This window comes from Dolichospermum sp. UHCC 0259, from assembly GCF_009711935.1.
Lineage (GTDB): Bacteria > Cyanobacteriota > Cyanobacteriia > Cyanobacteriales > Nostocaceae > Dolichospermum.
The window spans coordinates 1-1593 of sequence record NZ_VIKX01000173.1 but is presented as its reverse complement, the minus strand read 5'-3'; the positions used below and the strand labels follow the sequence as shown (position 1 = coordinate 1593).

The 1593-nt window shown below is 38.7% G+C and carries 1 pseudogene; it reads right to left on the bottom strand.

The annotated features are described in order from the left end of the window. Positions 1-54: 54 nt before the first annotated feature. Positions 55-1575 (bottom strand): annotated as a pseudogene (locus FJR05_RS13670) (molybdopterin-dependent oxidoreductase); the annotation flags it as partial. Between the last annotated feature and the right edge of the window lie 18 nt (positions 1576-1593).

Sequence of the window (1593 nt, the reverse complement as noted above, 5' to 3'; positions counted from 1 at the left end):
CCTACTTCTACCTACCCTATAAACTCTCGAAAGTGGGGGGAGAGTGAAAAACTACAATCTTCTTCCTACTTCTGCAAAAATTTCCCAATCAGGTTTTGCTTCCCTGGGTGGTTCTCGAAAAGCCGAACATAGAGTTACCCTTCTTTCCGAATTAGTCATGATCCCAGTTTTTTCACCCCACTGCGCCGCAGGTAATAAAACATGAGCATAAGCTGATGTTTCCGTAGGGTAATAAGCATCTTGATAGATAGTAAAAGGAGATTTTAATAACGCCTTTTTAGTTCTTTCTAAATCTGGCATACTCACAGCCGGATTAGTAGCAGCAATCCATAATAAACCCACATTTCCAGTTTCTAAACCAGTGATCATTTCCCAAGCAGTCAAACCAGGAACAGGGGAAATTTGTCCTCTTTCTAAACCCCAAAAATCCTCAACTTCCGCCCGATGTTCGGCATTTTTTACCAACCGATAACCTGGTAATAAATGGGCTAAACCTCCCACTTCTCTGCCTCCCATAGCATTAGGTTGACCTGTCAAAGAAAAGGGACCCGCACCAGGTTTGCCGATTTGTCCCGTCATTAAATGTAAATTAATAATAGTTCTAACTTTAGCTGTACCTTCCGAAGATTGATTAACACCCATTGACCATAAAGAAAGTACAGATTTTGATTTTCCCCAATATTTAGCAGCCGTTTCTAAATCTTCAATAGTAATACCACAACGACTTGCCACAACTTCCGGTGAATAATGCCGAATTACCTCAGCATAAGCCGGAAAATTGCTAGTACAATCATCAATAAAAACTGGATCAATGTAATCCCATTTTATCAATAAATGGGCAATACCATTTAACAAATCAATATCTGTACCTGGACGAATAGCTAAATGTAAATCGGCTGCTTCTGCGGTAGGAGTATGTCGAGGATCAACCACAACCATTTTAACATGGCGATTTTTTTTATGATATTTTGCTAACTTATTAAAAATAATGGGATGACATTCCGCCGTATTTGTACCAATTAAAAAAGCACAATCAGTTAATTCTAAATCATCGTAACAGCAAGGAGGCCCATCAGAACCAAAACTTTGAATGTACCCAGATACCGCACTAGACATACACAACCGGGAATTAGTATCGAAATTATTAGTTCCTAAACAACCTTTGAGTAACTTTTGAACAATATAATAATCTTCAGTTTGAAATTGTCCAGAACCATACATACAAATTGAATCTGTGGCTTGATTTAATCTTAATGTTTGAATCCGTTGGGTAATAATATCAAAAGCCTCATTCCAACTTACACGCCGAAATTCTGCATCTAAAGAATCGCGTACCATTGGATAATGCAATCTATTTTTATCTAATGATTCAGTAATAGTTGCCCCTTTAACACATACCATTCCTTGACTAGAAGGATGAGATTTATCACCCCTAACTCGCCAAATTGGAATTCCTTCACTATCTCGATTTGTGGCTTTTCCATGTTGGGCTGGTGGAGAAACTTCTAAACCGCAACCAACACCGCAATAAGGACAAAGTAGTTTTTCACTCTCCCCCCACTTTCGAGAGTTTATAGGGTAGGTAGAAGTAGG